This window comes from Sinomonas flava, from assembly GCF_039531875.1.
Classification (GTDB): Bacteria; Actinomycetota; Actinomycetes; order Actinomycetales; family Micrococcaceae; genus Sinomonas; species Sinomonas flava.
Window position 1 is genome coordinate 89,178 of record NZ_BAAAQW010000007.1, and the last position, 16,457, is coordinate 105,634.

A 16,457-nucleotide genomic window follows, 5' to 3' on the forward strand; every position below is an offset into this window, starting at 1 on the left:
CTGACGCCTCAGAAGGACACTTACGGAGCAGTCGTTTGTCCGGGGGGCCGGGGACGCACCTCGAGCACGGCGGCCCCCGTGATCCGGTCCCCCGCGAGGTCGGCGAGCGCACGGTGCGCGGCCTCGAACGGGTACGGCACCGTCGTCGTGCGCACGGGGATCTCGGCGGCGAGGCGGAGGAACTCCTCGCCGTCGGCGCGCGTGTTGGCGGTGACGCTGCGCAACTGCCGCTCCTGGAAGAGGTGCTCCTGGTAGTTCAGCGACGGGATGTCGCTGAGGTGGATGCCGGCGACCGCGAGGGTCCCGCCCCGGTCGAGGGCGGCTAGCGCCGGCGGGACGAGCGTGCCGACCGGCGCGAAGAGGATCGCGGAGTCGAGCTTCTCTGGGGGCTCCTCGTCGGCGGCCCCGGCCCACGCGGCGCCGAGCTCGAGTGCGAGCTCGCGCGCCTCGGGGGCGCGCGTCATGACGTAGACCGTCGCGCCGAGGTGGAGCGCCAGCTGGGCGGTGATGTGCGCGCTGCCGCCGAAGCCGTAGATGCCGAGGCGCCCGCCCTCGGGCACCTCGGCCCGCTTCAGCGCCCGGTATCCGATGATCCCAGCGCACAGCAGCGGCGCGGCCTCACGGTGTCCGAACGCCTCGGGCACCCTGTACGCGTAGTCCTCGCGCACGACGGCGAGCTCCGCGTACCCGCCGTCGTCGTCCCACCCCGTGAACCGGGGTGCTTCGCAGAGGTTCTCCCGACCTGCCCGGCAGAACCGGCACGTGCCGCAGGTACTGCGGAGCCAGGCGATCCCGACCCGTTCCCCGAGCTCGAAGCGCGACGCTCCCGCCCCGGCAGCCTCCACCGTCCCGACCACCTCGTGGCCCGGGACGACGCCCTGCCGCCTGGGCGCGAGGTCACCCTCGGCGAGGTGCAGGTCGGTCCTGCACACCCCGCACACCGACACCCTGACCAGGATCTCGCCGGGCCCGGGGACGGGGTCGGCCCGCTCGCCGACGACGAGCGGGCCACCCTCACCGTCCCCGGAGGCACCGCCCGCGGGCCCCGGGACGTCCACCCACCATGCGCGCATGGCGCCATTGTGCCGCGGGCCAGCCGGGGCGGACAGGGACCGAGGTCCGGTATCCGACCGGTTGTTGAGGGGTCATGTGCCTAACTCCTGCGCGTAGGGACATGACCCCCAAACCAGACGACGTCAGCCCGACACCACCGTCACCAGATGCGTGGCGGGGTCGTACCGGAACGCGATCGCGCCGCCGGGATGGTCAAACCCGATGTTCGGCCCGTTCAGCGCCCCGCCCACCCCGTAGTTGAGGTCCCATGACCCATTGAGGGCCGCCTTGAACGAGTACGAGCCGGCTGGCAGCGAGGCGAGCCGCAGGATCCACCCCTGCGAGCGCGGGTCCCACGCGGCAGAGGTCGCCGGGCAGGCCGGGTCCCAGTCCCCCGCACACCCGGCCAGATGCTGGTACGTCCCGGGGAAGTTGACCGAGGCCGGCTGCGCCACGGGCCAGCCCGCGGTGACGAGGTGGGTCGAGTCGTTGTAGCTGAACGTCACCGTCCCGCCCGGGTGGTCGAGGCCGATGTTGGGGCCGTTGACCGCCCCGCCGACCCCGTAGTTCACGTCCCAGGAACGGTTGAGCGCGGCCTTGTAGGAGTAGCTGCCGGCCGGCAGCGTGTACGTGCCGCGCCAGACCCCCTCCGCGGAGTCGAAGGCGAGCTGCGCCTGGGGGCACGCCGGATCCCAGTCGGCCGTGCAGCCCATCGCCGTGTTCAGCGTCCCCGGCACCGCGACCGCTGACGGCTGCGCCGCATGCTCGGCCACCGTGGTCAGGTGGGTGTCGTGCCGGTAGGTGAACGTCAGCTTCCCGCCCGGGTGGCTCACCGAGATGTTCGCCCCGTTCGGCGCCCCGCCGTCGCCGTAGTTCTGGGTCCACGATCCGTTGAGCGCGGCCTTGACCTGGTAGGTGCCGGCCGGGAGGTCGAGCGTGAGCCGCCACTCGGAGGCAACCGGGTCGTACTGCGCCATGGTCGCCTCGCACGCCGGGTCCCAGTCGCCCGCACAGCCGGCGAGGTGCTGGTAGTCGCCGGCCACCGTGACCGAGAGCGGCTGCGGCGCTGGCCCCTTGGGCGCGTCCGGGTCCACCGGGGTAGGCACCACGGCGGAGACGGTCGCCGCCGAGGTGGCGGTGTGGCCGGTGTTGTCCAGGGTGAGGGCCCGGTACTCGAGCGGAGTTCCCGGCGTCATGCCTTTCGTGGCGTGGAAGACCTGGTACGGGTACGTGTCATCGGTGCCGATGTTCTCCCACTGGCCTCCGGGCGTGCGTGCCTGGAACGTGACCTCGTAGAACGAGTCGCGCGGCAGGTCCGCAGTGACGTTGACGCGCGTGTTGTCCCCGCCGGCCGCCTTCGGAGTCCCGAGCACGGGGACCGGCGCGGCCGCCGAGTCCGGGATGCGACCCGCGGATTCGTACACCACCGTGGAGAACGCCGGGACGGTCACGGTGAGGGTCTTGTCCGCGGCCGTCTTGAGCCGGTCCGCGGCACCGTCCCCGAACACCTTCGCGAACGGCCGCTGCGCGAGGTAGGTCGGCACGGCCGCGGTGCGGGGGGCCGCCGTGTTGTTCAGCGCCACGACGTACTCGCGCTGCGCGGTCGCGTCGATCCGGGAGAACGCGTACACCCCGGCCGTCGCGTCGGCATACCGGTCCTGGTGCGCGCCCGTGCGCAGCGCCGGGTTGTCCTTGACCACCTTCGCGAGGTCGGCGATTGAGGTGTAGAGCGGGTGGGTGGTGACGTAGTTGTCCGAGGCGTGCGTCGCCGTCGTGCCCAGGAGCGCGTCGGCGAGGTACTCGGGGGTCTTCGAAGCGAACATGTCCTGCCGGGCGAGCTGGTCCCCGCCGGCGCCGGTGAAGCCCTGCTCGTCGCCGTAGTAGACGATCGGGTTGCCGCGGGAGAAGTACATGAGCTCTGTGGCGAGCCGGTCGCGGGCCACCTTCTCGGCGTCGGGGGCGTTCGGGTTGTCCTGGGCGATGAACGAGCCGATGCGGCCCATGTCGTGGTTCCCGAGGAAGGTGGGCAGCTGGTACACGTTCGAGGTCGCGGTCGTGTACCAGTCGTCGCCCTGGAAGAGCTTCTGCAGCGTGGTGGCGGGCGAGGACGCCGACGCGTAGGAGCGGGCGGCCTGCTGGAAGGGGAAGTCGAGGACGGCCTGCACGCCGTCGGACGTGGTGAACTTCGAGGTGAAGTCCCGCGAGGTGTCGTAGACCTCGCCGAACATGAAGAAGTCCTTCTTGCCCACCGAGTGGGCGTAGTCGAGGATCGCAGGCGAGAACTTCTGCCAGAACTCGTCGTTGACGTGCTTCATCGTGTCGATGCGGAAGCCGTCGATCCCGAAGTCCCCGATCCACTTCTTGTAGACGTCAATGAAGCCGTTGAGGACCGTCGGGTTCTCGGTGAAGAGGTCATCGAGGCCCGAGAAGTCGCCGTAGTTGGCGCTCTCACCCGCGAACGTCGAGTCGCCGCGGTTGTGGTACAGGCTCACGTCGTTGAGCCAGGCAGGCACCTTCAGGTTCTCCTCGCCGGGCGAGACATACGGGTGGTACGGGAACGACGTCGCCGGGTCCATGGCGGGGAAGCCCGGCTGGTCGGCGACCGCGGCGTCGTCGAACACGTTCCCCGCGGCGTCCCTGTACGGGGCCGCGGTCTTGCTGATGTAGCCGTTCCGGTCCCCCTCGGTGTACTTGATGACGTCCGCGGTGTGGTTCGTGATGATGTCGAAGTAGACCTTCATCCCCCGCTCGTGTGCCTTCGTGATGAGGTCCCCGAGCTCGGCGTTGGTGCCGAGGTGCGGGTCGATCTGGGTGAAGTCGGTGATCCAATAGCCGTGGTAGCCGGCGCTCTTGTCCTGCGGCTGGACGGCCTTGTTCTTGAAGCTCGGGGTGAGCCAGATCGCCGTCGTGCCCAGGCCCTGGATGTAGTCGAGCTTGCCGGTGAGGCCCGCGAGGTCGCCGCCGTGGTAGAAGCCCTTGTTCGCCGGGTCGAACCCGGAGACCATCGGGTCCGCGCCGAGGCCGCCCTGGTCGTTCGCGGCCGTGCCGTTCGCGAACCGGTCCGTCATGACGAAGTAGTAGTTCTCCGTGCCCGCCGCGGTGCGGAACGAGTGCGCGGCGCCCGTCGCCGGGCCGGCGGGCGACGGCGCCGGGCTGGCGAGCGCCGTCGTCGCCCCCTGGGTGAGCAGGCCCGCGGCGAGCACGACGGCGGCTGCGGCGGCTCCCGCGCGGCGGGCGCCGCGGGCGCGGGGGCGGGAAGGGCGGTTCGTCATGGAGACCTCCGGGAGTGCGGTGACTCGGCCAACTATGGTCCATGTCACACGGCGTGACAAGGGCGTCATGGAACCGGGTCTCGACAGTCGCATGGGGGGCTTGGGACGATCGGCTCGTGACCGTTTCCTCCCCCTCTGCGGCTCCGCGCCTGCGCGACCTCGCGCTCCTGCGGCGCGTGCGTGACCGGATCGACCGCGAGTACGCGCAGCCGCTCAACGTCGAGGAGCTGGCCCGGGGCGTCCACCTCTCCGCGGGGCACCTGAGCCGGCAGTTCCGGCAGGCCTACGGGGAGTCGGTGTACCAGTACCTGATGACGCGGCGGATCGAGCGGGCGATGTCCCTGCTGCGGATCGGGGATGCGAGCGTCACCGAGGTGTGCTTCGCCGTCGGGTTCTCCTCCCTCGGCACGTTCAGCACGCGGTTCTCGGAGCTGGTCGGGGTGCCCCCGAGCGTCTACCGGGAGCAGGGGGCCGACGTGACCGCCGGGATGCTGCCGTGCATCGCCAAGCAGGTCACGCGACCGGTCAGGAATCGAGAAGCGCAGCCCGCCGCACGCTCGTAGCGTGGTGGCCATGGAACTCACCATTCATGCAAGCGCCCTCCCGCACACCGACCCGGAGGCGTCCCTCGCCTTCTACCGGGATGTCCTAGGGTTTGAGGTCCGTCAGGACGTCGGCCAGGGCACGATGCGCTGGATCACCGTGGGACCCGTGGGCCAGCCCAGCACCTCGATCCTCCTGGCCCCGCCGGCCACCGACCCGGGGATCACCGAGGACGAGCGCCGGACCATCTCCGAGATGATGGCCAAGGGGACCTACGGCTGGATCCTGCTGGCCACCCCGGACCTCGACGAGGTGTTCGAAAAGGTCCAGGCCACCGACGCCGAGGTAGTGCAGGAGCCCACCGCGCAGCCCTACGGCCTGCGCGACTGCGCCTTCCGGGACCCCGCCGGCAACCTCATCCGCATCCAGGAGCACAAGTGAGCCCGGCAGCCAAGGCGGGCGCTGCAGCCAAGACGGGCGCTGCGGCCGAGGCGACCGGCGCGCCGTCGTCCGCGTTCAGCGCCGAGGAGCGCGCGGCGATGAAGGAGCACGCCGCCGAGGTGAAGAAGGCCCGCGGCCGCCAGAGCGCCGCGGACAAGGCGGCCGGCGACCTTGCCGACACGGTCGCCAAGATCGAGTCGTTCGAGGAGCCGGACCGTTCGATCGCCCGGCGGCTGCACGCGCTGGTCGCCGAGACTGCGCCCGAGCTCGCGCCGAAGCTCTGGTACGGCATGCCCTCCTACGCCCGCGACGGCAAGGTGGTGCTCTTCTTCAAGGACCGGAAGAAGTTCGGGAGCCGGTACGCGACGCTCGGATTCGAGGAGACCGCGGCCTTGGACGACGGCGCCATGTGGGTGACGTCAGTCGCTCTGACCGAGCCCGGCGAGGACGACTGGGCCCGGATCGGGGAGCTCGTGAGGAAAGCCGCCGGCTGACCTCAGCGCAGCACGATCAGCTGGGCCCCGCCGTCAGTGAAGAACTCGTCCCCGCTGCCGTTGTGGCCCATCTGCGGGTGCGTGAGCGGCACGAGCTGCTCGGGGTACCCGAGGGAGCCGACGATGTAGGCGCGCTCGGCGTCGATGTTCGGGTCGATGTGGTGGGTGGGCAGCTTCGCGGTCCCGGAAAACTCGATCCCGTCGTCGAAGCTGGCCGTGCCCTCCCAGACAGGACGGCCGTCGGGCGCCGTGAAGTCGGTGCGCCAGATGCGGGTGTGGTGGCGCTGGCGCAGCGAGTTCTCCGCGGTCGCCTTCTGGAACGCGAGGGACTCGGGGCGGGCCGCCATGAACGACGGCGTGACCGGGGCCGTGGCGTACTGGCCGCCCTGGATCCCCACGGCGAAGGCCCGCAGCGTGTTCGCGAACGTCGACGGCTCCGCACGGTCCCACCCGGCCGCCCCGAACGCCGCGAGGAGCTGGTCCTCGGAGCCGACGTAGATGAAGTTCGCCGGCTCCATCCGGTCGCCGGTGAGCGTCTCGCTGTAGAGCGGGAGCCGCGCGAACGACGCCGCGTCCAGCGCCGGCAGCGCCGTGGTGGGCCGCTGCGCGGGGTGCTCCTGTGGGTGGATCAGCAGCGGCGCCGTCGTGAGTGCGAAGGCCACCCCGACGACGGGCACGACGGCGACCACGCGCCTCACGCTGACGGGCCGCCGCGGCCGGCCGATCAACGGGAAGCGGCCCGCGATCTCCAGAAAGCCGACGGCCGCCGTCAGGAGGGCCGCCCCGAACAGCATCCCGCCCCAGACGTCGCTCACGTGGTGCACGCCGAGGTACACGCGGCTCATCCCGACCAGCAGGACCACCGTCAGGTAGGCGGCGACGACCAGCGCCCGGAATGCCGCAGAACGGTACGCCCGCACCAGCAGGTACGCGAGGAGCCCGTAGACCACCACTGCCCGCACGGTGTGGCCGCTCGGGAAGCCCGGAGTCGTCACCACGAGCAGGGCCAGGGACTCGTCCGGGCGCTGCCGGTGGAGGATCTGCTGGACCAAATCCGTCAGGAGCTCCTGCGCCACGACGGCGCCGACCACCGCGGTGGCGAGGAAGCGGCGTCGGGCCTGCCACAGCACGAGCGCCCCAGCGGCCGTCATCAGGACCACGGTCTGCCAGTTCGCGAGCATGGTCGCGGCGATGAAGAAGGCCGTCTCCCCCGGCGTGCGCACCTTGGGCATGAGATTCGCGATGCGCTCGTCGACGCGGGTCAGCACGCCGCCGCTCACGACGGTGTAGGCCACGCCAAGGAAGTTCACGAATGGAATGGCCGCGACCACGACGACGCCCGTGAGCCACAGCCCCGACGCCCTGTCGCGGCGGAACCGGTTCCGCAGCCACACCGCCCCCGGGGCATTCGTGGCCCGGGCCCTGACCACGTATTCGTTCGCGGCGAGGCCCTCCCAGGCGGACGCGGCGAGCGAGCGCAGCATCTCCGATGGCCGCGCGAGGGCACGCACCACAGCCCAGACGAAGACCCCGATGAAGACCGCCTCGAGGAACACGGCAGCGAGGAACAGCATGGGCGAGACGAACAGCGTCAGTGTGCGGACGGCGTAGAAGAAGACGACCATGAGCACGAGAGCTGCCAGGGCCAGCGCCAGGTGCGGGGCCGCGCCGATCCTGCGCCTCGGCGCGTGCCGCACTGGTCCGCTTGCCACGTCAGACGCCATAGGGCGATTCTCCCCACTTTCCTGAAGGGTTCCTGCAGGCGGCCCGCGCGTCAGGGTGCGCTCAGGGTGAACCCCGAGGCGCGCGGGCGGATCGGCGGGGATAATCGAACGGTGAGCACCCCCGGCAACGCCCCTCGGCGGAATCCGTACCGGGACCCGAGCGCCTACTGGCCCGACGGCGTCCCGCCCGGGAGCACGTCCGCCCCGGGGTCGCGCGGGCTCGACGGCCTGGTCCCCGACGGCCAGCGCCACGGCGAGCTTGCGCGCAGGGGTGAGTCGTCGCCGTCGTCCGCGGGATCCCGCCGCGGGGAGCCGCGGCAGCCGCGCCCGCCGAAGCCGGCCTCGCGGTTGGCGACGTTCCTCGGGGCCTTGTCCTTGGGCTTCGGCATCATGGCCTTCTCGCTCGGGTTCATCCCCTCGTGGTTCGGCGCGGTCCTTGCCGCCGGGCCGCTCACGGCATCGGTCTTCGCGGCTTGGGGCTCGTTCGCGCGGTCGAAGGCGCGGGCCGCGCGGATCTCCGCGATGGCGATTGCCGGCGTGGTGCTCAGCACGCTGCACGTGGCGCTGCTGATGTTCGTGCGCTGACTGCTGACTGCGGCGCTCAGTCCTCGCGGTGCTCAGTCCTTGCGGCGCTCAGTCCTCGCTGTGCAGGTCCCGGCGGCGCGCGCTGAGGAGATCGACCTCGGGCCGGCCCGCGACGAGGCGTTCGACGCCGTCGAGCACCTCGAGCGCGTGCGCCCGGTCCCCCGAGACGATCCCCGCCCCGATGCGTGCGCGCCGGTACAGGTCGTGTTCGCCCACCTCGGCGACGGACACGTCGAAGCGGCGTCGCACCTCGGCGACGATGGGCCGGACCACCGAGCGCTTCTCCTTGAGGGTGTGCACGTCGCCGAGGAGCAGGTCGAGCTCGATCCACGCGATCCACATGCGCCCATTTTCTCCCCTCCCCCTCCATCGACTGCTCCGTAAGTGTCGGTTTGAGCCCTCAGAACGACACTTACGGAGCAGTCGATGAGGGGGTGGAGGCACGGGTGGAGGCCTGGCCGGGGCGCCAGCCCCTGAGGAAGAGGGCCGTCCGGACCTTCGCGACGGCCGCCTTGCCCTCATTGGCCATGTGTCGCTTGGAGATCCTCACCTCGGCCCAGCCGACATCGTCATAGCTCTCGGAACGGGCGATGTCCCGCACGATCTGCGGCTCCGTCCCGTGGTGCTCGCCCTCGTACTCGACGCCGACGCCGTACTCGGGGTAGCCGATATCCGGCTTCGGGCCGTGCTGCCCACGCTTTCCCACGATCCGGGCGTTGAGCACCGGCTCCGGAAGGCCCGCGCGCAGCAGGGCGAGCCGCAGCGCCGTCTCCTGCGGCGAATCCGAGCCGACCCGGATCAGCGCGAGGGCCAGCCGCGCCTTGCGGATCCCCCGTTTGCCCCGATGCCGGGCGACGATGTCCCGCAGGTCTCCCACCGTGCAGTGCGGCTCCTCGCGGCCCTCCAGCTCGGGATACGGGATCCGGACGCAGGCGTCACCCACGGCGACCAACTCATCCAGCGTGATCCGTTCAGCCAGGTCGAGCCAGGTCCGGGCAGGGCTCGTGACCGGGATGCCTCCGACGAGCATGGTCTCGCCGGGCAGGAGCTTCGCCCGGTGCACGACGACGTGCGGCCGCTTCAGGTGCGCTGCCCCCTCGGGCCGGATCACGTGGAAGACCTCGTCCTCACCCAGCCCCCGCTTCCGGGTTGGGAGGCCATGGAGCTCTGCGGCCGTCGCGTGGGAGGCCGCGCACTGCTCGTTGACCTCGACGAACGGGCGGACCCGCGCGCCCAAGGTGAGCGCCGCCGTCGTGCCCTGTCCCCTGATCCCGCGGCCCAGGGGCCGGAGGCTCCGGTGGCGCAGCCTGCCCTTGCTGACCCCGGCGTGGGCGGCCTCGGCCACCGTGAAGGGCCGTCCGGAGAGCTGCTGGGGGAGACGCCGCGGGGTCTTCATGCCCTCATGAGAGCAGAATCGGGACAAGGCGGCAGAAGTTATCCACACCCCCTCATCGACTGCTCCGCAAGTGTCGTTTTGAGGCCCCAGAACGACACTTACGGAGCAGTCGATGGACCGGGGAGGACGCCGAGGCGGGCCAGACGACGGCGCGCGGCCGCCTCACTCGGCGACATCGGGTCGAGGGCCCGACCCACGACGGCGAGGGTCGCCTTCGCGGCGCCCGTCACCGGGAGCGGCACCGGCCCGAGGCGGGGGCGCACGAGCCCCAGCAGGTCCAGGTGCCGCTGCGGCATCCCCGCGACCACCGCGTTGAACAGCACGGCGTAGCCCGGGCGCAGCAGCGGGTCGAGCGGCGGCCGGCGCAGGAACGAGACCACGTCGGCCAGGCGCGGTCCGCCGGCAAGCTGCCCGGCGGTGTCGTACGCCTCCATCCGTTCGACGAGGGCGGACGCGGTGCGCGGTGGGTCGGCCACCCCCATGAGCTCCCCGGCCACGGCCCACTCCCCCACGTAGCGGTCCGCGCCCCCGGGAACCGGCCCGGCAAGCGATTCGTACGCCCGCAGGAACGCGTCCGTGAAGGCGAGGTGGACCCACTCGGCCAGTGTGGAGTCATTGGCGGAGTAGTGCTCGTGCGTGCCGTGGCCCGTGACGAACTCCCCCTCCACGGGCACGTGCCGCTTACGCACCCACGCGCACGCACGGCGGGCGGCCGCGGTGTCCCCGTAGGTGACGGTGAAGATCCAGCGGATCGTGCCGGCGAGCCGCGCGAGGGGGTCGGCGCGGTAGTTCGAGTGCTCCACGACACCGGCGAGCACGCCCGGGTGCAGGGCCTGCGTGAGCAGGGCGCGGATGCCGGCGGCGATGGGCGTCATGCCCCCGTGGACGGCCCAGACCGCGGAGTCAGGCGCGAAGTACCCGGCGTCGTCGCCCTCTTCGAGGGCTTCCTCCCAGGCCAGGTTCCCCTCGGACTGGCCGGAGAAGGTCGTCAGGAGGCGGCGCCGCAGCGGGCCGATGAGCGTGTCGTTGAGACCGGTGGTCACTCATCCAGCGTACCGGCGGGTTGGCTGGCCGGGGCCCCCTCCGGTCAAGGGGAGCCGGGGCCCCGGCTGCCTGGCGCTGATGCGCCGTCGGTCTACTTTGCCCAGTACACGTGGTTGGTCAGGGGGACGAACTCCTCCGGATCCGAGACGCTGACCACCTCGCCGATCAGGATGACGTGGTCCCCCGCGTCCACCCGCTGCCAGAGGCGACACTCGAGGTGCGGGACGTCGTCGGCCACAATCGGCGAACCCAGCGTCCCGGGCTCCCAGGCCAGTCCCGCGAACTTGTCCGTCCCCTTCGCCGCGAACCGTGCCACGAGGTCCCGATGGGACTCGGACAGGATGTGCACGGCGTAGTTGTCGGTGCGGTTCCAGATCTCGAATGAGCTCGACTTCTTGTCCACCGCCCACGAGACGAGCGGCGGGTCGAGGCTGATCGACGTGAACGAGTTGCTCACGAGGCCTGCGATCGCGCCGCCGTCCGAGGTGGTGATGACGGCGATGCCCGTGGCCCAGTGCCCCATGGCGCGGCGCAGGTCCGCGCCCGTCACGAGGTCGAGGGGTGTCGCTGTCATGGGCTCCTCCAGCTAGTCGGCCGGACGCCCACGGTTCGCAGGCGCCGTACTTGCCGCGGATGGCCACCGCGGCCGGATCTTCATCTGGGGCACCCCACTACGGGAGAGGGTTGCCGCCCGGCCAGCCAGAGCTTCGCGCCGGGACTCTTGATCCTGTCCCTCACAGTACGGAAGGAATCCACCGGTCGTCCAACGTATCCGCGAGCGGTGGAAACACGCGGACACATTGTCATTTGTTACGCACGCCCCGACCTCTGGTTTTGCACGGCGGGCGTTCTTTACGTGAAATGTGAAGTGACCATCCCGAGCGGCCGAGAGATCTGGCTCCGTGACGCCGCAGCAACCATGGCCCCCGCAGGGGCCACAGGTGCTACCGCCAGAACCGATGGAGATGCACATGCCTTCTGCCCTGGCCCAGCCGACTTCCGAGGCCACCCACCGCGGTTCCGCCCTCGCCGCGCCCCGCGCCGCCTCGCTGGAGTTCCGCGGCGTCGCCCAGTCCTTCGCCGCCCGCCGAGGCCGGCACCCCGGGACGGGCGCGCACGACGGCGTGACCCACGTCCTGCGCGACGTCGACCTCGCGCTGGCCCCGGGTGAGATCGTGGCCCTGCTGGGCCCGAGCGGCTCGGGAAAGTCCACGCTGCTACGCATCGCCGCCGGACTCGACGCCCCCGCGACCGGGGAACTTCTCGTGGGCGGGGCGCCGAGCAGCGGCATCTCGCCCCTGTGCGCCGTTGGCTTCCAGGAGCCCCGGCTCCTGCCCTGGCTGAGCGTGCACGACAACGTCGCCCTGGGCCTGCCTAAGGGGACCGACAAGCGCGAGGGGCGCGCCGCCGTCGACCGCCTCCTGGCCCTCGTGGGCCTGACCCACTGCGCGGCGTACCGCCCGGGCGAGATCTCCGGCGGCATGGCCCAGCGGGCCTCGCTGGCCCGTGCCCTGGCCCGGCGCCCCGGGGTGCTGCTCCTGGACGAGCCGTTCGGCGCCCTCGATGCGCTCACCCGGCTGAAGATGCAGGACCTCCTCCTGCGCGTCCACGAGGCCGAGCCCACGACGGTGCTGCTCGTGACCCACGACGTCGACGAGGCGCTCCAGCTCGCCGACCGCGTCGTGGTGCTCGGCTCCGAGGACGGCGTGCCCGGCGCCACGATCCAGCACGTCCTGGACGTCCCGGGCGAGCGCCCACGCGACCGCGCCGACGCCGAGCTCGCCCGCCTCCGCGGCACCCTCCTGTCCACGCTCGGCGTGGACACGCACCACCACTGACTTTCCCCTGCAACTCCACCCGCACCCGCACCCGCAAGAAGAGGTTTCCCATGCCTGCCCTGCACTCGTCCCGTCGCTCCTTCCTTGCCCTCGGCCTCGGCGCCGCCGCCCTCGGTCTGAGCGCATGCGCCGGCGAGGGCTCCGGCGGCTCGGCGCCCGCTGCGAAGGCGGCCGGGACCCTGAACATCGACTGGGCCACGTACAACCCGCTGTCGGTCGTCATCAAGGAGAAGGGCTGGCTCGAGGAGGCCCTCAAGCCCTCGGGCGTCGGCGTCAACTGGGTCCAGTCCGCTGGCTCGAACAAGGCCAACGAAGCCCTCCGCGCCGGTGCCGTCGACGTGGGCTCCACCGCCGGCTCGGCCGCCCTCCTGGCCCGCGCGAACGGCTCGCCCATCAAGGCGATCAGCCTCTACTCCCAGCCGGAGTGGGCAGCGCTCGTGGTCGGCAAGGACTCGAAGATCTCCTCGGTGGCGGACCTCAAGGGCAGGCAGATCGCCGCGACGAAGGGCACCGACCCGTACTTCTTCCTGCTGCAGGCCCTCGAGGCCAACGGGCTCAAGCAGTCCGACGTGACGGTCCAGAACCTCCAGCACGCTGACGGCCGCACGGCGCTGGAGAACGGCTCGGTCGAGGCCTGGAGCGGCCTCGACCCGATCATGGCCGCCGCCGAGCAGAACGGCGCGAAGCTGCTCTACCGCAACATCGACTTCAACACGTACGGCTTCCTCAACGCCACCGAGTCGTTCCTCAAGGACCGCCCCGAACAGGCGCAGGCAGTCGTGGACACCTACGAGAAGGCCCGCGGCTGGGCGGCCGCGAACCTTGAGGAGACCACCTCGATCCTCGCCAAGGCCGCCAGCATCTCCGATGCGGTGGCCGGGAAGGTCATCAAGGAGCGCACCCGGCTGGCCATCAACCCGGTCCCGGGCGAGACGCAGCTGGCGGTCCTGAAGAAGGTCGGCCCGATCTTCGTCGCCTCCGGGGACGTCTCCGGCCAGGACAAGATCGACGCCGCCCTCGCCTCGCTCCTCGAGCCGAGCTTCGCGTCCAAGGCGGCGAAGTGATCCCCGCCTCCTCCCGGAGCCTGCCCGAGGCTGAGGCGACGCACGACGCCGCGGAAGCGCCCGCCGTCGTGCGCGGCACCCCACGCCGTGGTTCCCGGGGCGACGCGGCCAGCGGGCTCAAGCGCGCGGCGATCGGCGCCGTCGTGCCCCTGGTCCTGCTCGCGCTGTGGCAGTGGTCCACCTCGGTGGGGCTGTTCAGCGCTGTCCAGCTGCCGGCGCCGGGCGCGGTGGTCGCGGCCGGGGCCGAGCTCGCGGGCCGTGGCGAGCTGTGGCAGCACGTGGGCATCTCGACGCAGCGGGTCCTGCTCGGATTCGTGATCGGCGGGGCGCTGGGGCTCGCGTTCGGCTCGCTCGTGGGGCTGTCGCAGTGGGCGGACCGGCTGCTCTCGCCGACGATCGGGGCGCTTCGCGCCGTGCCGTCGCTCGCGTGGGTGCCGCTGCTGATCCTGTGGCTCAAGATCGGGGAGAACTCCAAGGTCACGCTGATCGTGATCGGCGCGTTCTTCCCCGTGTTCACCACGGTGTACCTCGCGCTGCGGCACGTGGACCGGAAGCTGGTCGAGGCCGGGCGGGCGTTCGGGCTCAGCGGCCTCCAGCTCCTGACGACGATCCAGCTGCCCGCCGTCGTGCCCGCGATCTTCTCAGGGCTGCGGCTCGCGCTCGCTCAGGCGTGGCTGTTCCTCGTCGCGGCGGAGCTCATCGCGTCCTCGATGGGCCTGGGCTTCCTCCTGACCGACTCGCAGAACAACGGACGGACCGACAGGCTGCTCCTGGCCATCGTGCTGCTGGCAGTCATCGGCAAGATCACCGACGCCCTGCTGGGCGTCGCCGAGAGATGGGCGGTGCGCCGGTGGGCGTGAGCATTGACGAGGCCGGCGTCCGCGCCGGCGGCCAGACGGGCTCTGCCCAGACGGGCCCGGGCCAGACGAACCCAGAGCGCCTCACCTTCTGGGAGGACGCCGCGCGGCGCCTCGAGTGGGCGCACCCGTGGGAGCGCGCGCACACGTGGATCCCTGCGGACGTCGAGGCGAACGAGCCCCCGGTGATCCGCTGGTTCGAGGGCGGCCGGCTGAACGCGGCCGTGAACTGCGCCGACCGGCACGTGGCCGCGGGCCGCGGGGACACGGTCGCGCTGCACTTCGAGGGCGAGCCGGGAGACCGGACCACGGTCACGTATGCGGACCTGCAGCGGCGCGTCTCCCAGGCCGCGAACGCTCTGCTCGCGCTGGGCATCGGAAAGGGCGACCGGGTGGTCATCTACCTGCCCGTTCTCGTCGAGACCGTAGTCATCACGCTCGCCTGCGCCCGCATCGGGGCCGTGCACTCGCTCGTGTTCGGCGGCTTCTCCGCCGAGGCACTCCGCTTCCGGGTCGAGGACACGGGCGCGAAGCTCCTGGTCACCACGGACGGCCAGTACCGCCGCGGGAAGGCCGTACCGGTCAAGGACAACGCCGACGCCGCGGTGCGCGGCGGAGCGGAAGCTGGGGACAACGCCGTCGAGCACGTCCTGGTGATCCGCCGCACCGGCTCCGAGATCGCGTGGACGCCCGGCCGCGACGTGTGGTGGCACGAGCTTGTCGACGCGCAGCCGGAGACGCACGAGGCGGAGGCGTTCGACGCCGAGACCCCGCTGTTCATCATGTACACCTCCGGGACCACGGGGAAGCCGAAGGGCCTCGTCCACACCACCGGCGGCTACCTCACGCAGGCGTCGTGGAGCCACGAGTACCTGTTCGCCAACCCGGACCCTGCGCTGCGCGACGCCGACGTGCACTGGTGCACGGCCGACCTCGCCTGGGTCACGGCGCACACCTACGAGATCTACGGCCCGCTCTCCAACGGCGTCACCCAGGTGATCTTCGAGGGCACGCCCAACACCCCGCACCCGGGCCGGCACTTCGAGATCATCCAGCGCTACGGCGTCACGAGCTACTACACGGCGCCCACGCTGGTCCGCTCGCTCATGGGCTGGTTCCCGGATGGCGTGCCTGCCGAGTACGACTTCTCGTCCATCCGCGTCCTCGGGACCGTGGGCGAGGCCGTGAACCCGGAGGCGTGGCGGTGGCTGCGCGAGAACATCGGGCGGGACTCCGGCGGCGACGTGCCGGGCGGCGTGCCGATGGTGGACACGTGGTGGCAGTCCGAGACGGGGGCTACCGTGCTCTCGCCGCGCCAGACGGATGCCGCGTTCAAGCCGGGGTGCGCCACGCGGGCGCTGCCGGGCCTCGCCACGGCCATTGTGGACGACGACGGCGCTCCCGTTCCGGCCGGGGTGCAGGGCTTCATCGTGGTCACCGAGACGGGGCCCGCGATGGCGCGCACGGTCTGGGGCAACCCGCAGCGGTACCTCGACTCGTACTGGCGCAAGTACGCCGAGCAGGGCTGGTTCCTCGCCGGGGATGGCGCGAAGTCCGACGCTGACGGGGACACGTGGATCCTCGGCCGGGTCGACGACGTGCTCAACGTCTCGGGCCACCGGCTCTCGACGATCGAGATTGAGTCGGCGCTCGTGTCCCACCCCGCCGTCGTCGAGGCGGGCGTGTGCCCCGTGGCCGATCCGACGACGGGGCACGCGGTGGCGGCGTTCGTCGTCGTGAATCCCGCGGCGGTCCAGACGCTGGTTGAGCGGAGCCGAAACCACGACCCCGAGCAGGTCCTTGCCGACGCGCTGCGCGCCCACGTCGCGAAGGAGATCGGGCCGATCGCGAAGCCGCGCGACGTCGTCGTGGTCCCCGACGTCCCGAAGACGCGCTCGGGCAAGATCATGCGCCGCCTGCTCACGCAGCTCTTCGAGGGCAGCACGCTCGGGGACACGACGAGCCTGCAGAACGAGCCGTGCATCAAGGAGATCGAGAAGGTCCTCGCGGCGCGGTAGCGGACCCCACAGCAAACGGGACGGGACCCCGCAAGAGACGCGACGGGACCCCGCAACGTTGTGCACTGCTCCCCGGAAGTTGGACCGTGATATTCGGTTCCGTCTTCTGGGGAGCAGTTCATGCATAT

Annotated in this window: 15 protein-coding genes and 2 riboswitches; of the genes, 8 read left to right on the plus strand and 7 right to left on the minus strand. The window is 71.4% G+C overall.

The genetic code is table 11. The features are described 5' to 3' along the window. Positions 1–20 precede the first annotated feature (20 nt). Positions 21–1,073, minus strand: coding sequence for a zinc-dependent alcohol dehydrogenase family protein (locus ABD298_RS13720; RefSeq protein WP_344300303.1), 1,053 nt, complete (start codon positions 1,071–1,073; stop codon positions 21–23). 123 nt (positions 1,074–1,196) lie between these two features. Beyond that, positions 1,197–4,325 (minus strand): alpha-amylase family glycosyl hydrolase, encoded by a 3,129-nt coding sequence (locus ABD298_RS13725; protein WP_344300304.1) that lies wholly within the window; start codon positions 4,323–4,325, stop codon positions 1,197–1,199. 116 nt (positions 4,326–4,441) lie between these two features. Between ABD298_RS13725 and ABD298_RS13730 the strand changes: the two genes are divergently transcribed. Genes ABD298_RS13730 through ABD298_RS13740 form a run of 3 tightly spaced genes read left to right on the plus strand, consistent with a single transcriptional unit; the run spans position 4,442 to position 5,803 of the window. After that, positions 4,442–4,888 carry a helix-turn-helix transcriptional regulator gene (locus ABD298_RS13730; RefSeq protein WP_344300305.1) on the plus strand — a complete coding sequence of 149 codons (447 nt, stop codon included), beginning with the start codon at positions 4,442–4,444 and terminating at the stop codon, positions 4,886–4,888. Positions 4,889–4,898: 10 nt separating this feature from the next. Further along, on the plus strand, positions 4,899–5,309 hold the full coding sequence (locus ABD298_RS13735; protein ID WP_344300306.1) for a VOC family protein: 411 nt from the start codon (positions 4,899–4,901) through the stop codon (positions 5,307–5,309). Next, a complete protein-coding gene (locus tag ABD298_RS13740; protein WP_344300307.1) occupies positions 5,306–5,803 on the plus strand; it encodes an iron chaperone in 498 nt (165 codons plus the stop codon). The genes ABD298_RS13735 and ABD298_RS13740 overlap by 4 nt, the downstream gene beginning before the upstream one ends. A gap of 2 nt (positions 5,804–5,805) precedes the next feature. Here the strand turns inward: ABD298_RS13740 and ABD298_RS13745 are convergent, their stop codons facing one another. After that, complete coding sequence (locus ABD298_RS13745; protein WP_344300308.1) at positions 5,806–7,527, minus strand: LssY C-terminal domain-containing protein; 1,722 nt, start codon at positions 7,525–7,527, stop codon at positions 5,806–5,808. A gap of 111 nt (positions 7,528–7,638) precedes the next feature. Between ABD298_RS13745 and ABD298_RS13750 the strand changes: the two genes are divergently transcribed. Continuing rightward, entirely contained in the window at positions 7,639–8,112 is a 474-nt protein-coding gene (locus ABD298_RS13750) for a hypothetical protein (protein WP_344300309.1), read from the plus strand. A gap of 48 nt (positions 8,113–8,160) precedes the next feature. Here the strand turns inward: ABD298_RS13750 and ABD298_RS13755 are convergent, their stop codons facing one another. The 4 genes from ABD298_RS13755 to ABD298_RS13770 all read right to left on the minus strand — a co-directional run bounded on the left by ABD298_RS13755 (position 8,161) and on the right by ABD298_RS13770 (position 11,126). After that, positions 8,161–8,454, minus strand: a complete 294-nt coding sequence (locus tag ABD298_RS13755; protein ID WP_208711451.1) for a DUF503 domain-containing protein — start codon at positions 8,452–8,454, stop codon at positions 8,161–8,163. A 70-nt stretch (positions 8,455–8,524) separates the two neighbouring features. Next, entirely contained in the window at positions 8,525–9,508 is a 984-nt protein-coding gene (locus ABD298_RS13760) for a hypothetical protein (RefSeq protein WP_344300310.1), read from the minus strand. Between the two features lie 98 nt (positions 9,509–9,606). Then, on the minus strand, positions 9,607–10,551 hold the full coding sequence (locus ABD298_RS13765; RefSeq protein ID WP_344300311.1) for an oxygenase MpaB family protein: 945 nt from the start codon (positions 10,549–10,551) through the stop codon (positions 9,607–9,609). 92 nt (positions 10,552–10,643) lie between these two features. Then, positions 10,644–11,126, minus strand: coding sequence for a flavin reductase family protein (locus tag ABD298_RS13770; protein ID WP_208711449.1), 483 nt, complete (start codon positions 11,124–11,126; stop codon positions 10,644–10,646). Between the two features lie 41 nt (positions 11,127–11,167). Further along, positions 11,168–11,279, minus strand: a riboswitch (SAM riboswitch). Between the two features lie 142 nt (positions 11,280–11,421). Further along, a riboswitch (SAM riboswitch) is annotated at positions 11,422–11,518 on the plus strand. Between the two features lie 5 nt (positions 11,519–11,523). On the opposite strand from ABD298_RS13770, the gene ABD298_RS13775 reads away from it, so the two are divergent. Genes ABD298_RS13775 through acs form a run of 4 tightly spaced genes read left to right on the plus strand, consistent with a single transcriptional unit; the run spans position 11,524 to position 16,329 of the window. Next, entirely contained in the window at positions 11,524–12,390 is an 867-nt protein-coding gene (locus ABD298_RS13775) for an ABC transporter ATP-binding protein (RefSeq protein ID WP_425564421.1), read from the plus strand. 50 nt (positions 12,391–12,440) lie between these two features. Continuing rightward, positions 12,441–13,454 carry an aliphatic sulfonate ABC transporter substrate-binding protein gene (locus tag ABD298_RS13780; RefSeq protein WP_344300313.1) on the plus strand — a complete coding sequence of 338 codons (1,014 nt, stop codon included), beginning with the start codon at positions 12,441–12,443 and terminating at the stop codon, positions 13,452–13,454. Beyond that, positions 13,451–14,314, plus strand: coding sequence for an ABC transporter permease (locus tag ABD298_RS13785; protein WP_425564422.1), 864 nt, complete (start codon positions 13,451–13,453; stop codon positions 14,312–14,314). Before ABD298_RS13780 ends, ABD298_RS13785 begins: the two co-directional genes overlap by 4 nt. Beyond that, on the plus strand, positions 14,290–16,329 hold the full coding sequence (acs, locus tag ABD298_RS13790; protein WP_344300314.1) for an acetate--CoA ligase: 2,040 nt from the start codon (positions 14,290–14,292) through the stop codon (positions 16,327–16,329). Before ABD298_RS13785 ends, acs begins: the two co-directional genes overlap by 25 nt. The last annotated feature ends 128 nt before the right edge of the window (positions 16,330–16,457 follow it).

Coding starts and splice junctions, on each gene's coding strand:
- ABD298_RS13720 (WP_344300303.1), bottom strand. CDS start 1,073: ATGCGCGCATGGTGGGTGGACGTCCCGGGGCCCGCGGGCGGTGCCTCC.
- ABD298_RS13775 (WP_425564421.1), top strand. CDS start 11,524: ATGCCTTCTGCCCTGGCCCAGCCGACTTCCGAGGCCACCCACCGCGGT.
- ABD298_RS13780 (WP_344300313.1), top strand. CDS start 12,441: ATGCCTGCCCTGCACTCGTCCCGTCGCTCCTTCCTTGCCCTCGGCCTC.
- ABD298_RS13725 (WP_344300304.1), bottom strand. CDS start 4,325: ATGACGAACCGCCCTTCCCGCCCCCGCGCCCGCGGCGCCCGCCGCGCG.
- ABD298_RS13735 (WP_344300306.1), top strand. CDS start 4,899: ATGGAACTCACCATTCATGCAAGCGCCCTCCCGCACACCGACCCGGAG.
- ABD298_RS13760 (WP_344300310.1), bottom strand. CDS start 9,508: ATGAAGACCCCGCGGCGTCTCCCCCAGCAGCTCTCCGGACGGCCCTTC.
- acs (WP_344300314.1), top strand. CDS start 14,290: ATGGGCGGTGCGCCGGTGGGCGTGAGCATTGACGAGGCCGGCGTCCGC.
- ABD298_RS13755 (WP_208711451.1), bottom strand. CDS start 8,454: ATGTGGATCGCGTGGATCGAGCTCGACCTGCTCCTCGGCGACGTGCAC.
- ABD298_RS13745 (WP_344300308.1), bottom strand. CDS start 7,527: ATGGCGTCTGACGTGGCAAGCGGACCAGTGCGGCACGCGCCGAGGCGC.
- ABD298_RS13770 (WP_208711449.1), bottom strand. CDS start 11,126: ATGACAGCGACACCCCTCGACCTCGTGACGGGCGCGGACCTGCGCCGC.